1 rRNA gene (only partly in view) is annotated in these 411 nt (G+C 48.4%); it reads left to right on the top strand.

The window, feature by feature from the left end:
* Positions 1 to 112: 112 nt before the first annotated feature.
* Positions 113 to 411: ribosomal RNA gene (locus IM313_RS22220) — 23S ribosomal RNA — on the top strand; it runs 2,639 nt beyond the window's last position.

Below are 411 nucleotides of genomic sequence, written 5' to 3'. Positions count from 1 at the left end.
TTTGCTCTTTAAAAATCTGGATCAAGCTGAAAATTGAAACGACACATCTTTAATGGTGTGTTCGAGTCTCTCAAATTTTCGCAATCAGAAGTGAAACATCTTCGGGTTGTGAGGTTAAGCGACTAAGCGTACACGGTGGATGCCCTGGCAGTCAGAGGCGATGAAGGACGTGCTAATCTGCGAAAAGCGACGGCGAGGTGATATGAACCTTTGACCCGTCGATGTCCGAATGGGGAAACCCAGTGTGTTTCGACACACTATCGTTAACTGAATACATAGGTTAACGAGGCGAACCGGGGGAACTGAAACATCTAAGTACCCCGAGGAAAAGAAATCAACCGAGATTCCCCCAGTAGCGGCGAGCGAACGGGGAGCAGCCCGGAGTCTGAATCAGCTTGTGTGTTAGTGGAA

Origin of the sequence: Enterobacter cloacae complex sp. P2B (assembly GCF_014895985.1) — a bacterium.
GTDB lineage: Bacteria > Pseudomonadota > Gammaproteobacteria > Enterobacterales > Enterobacteriaceae > Enterobacter > Enterobacter bugandensis.
Note: the sequence above shows the minus strand (reverse complement) of the source record. Positions and strands in the feature narration are given on the sequence as shown.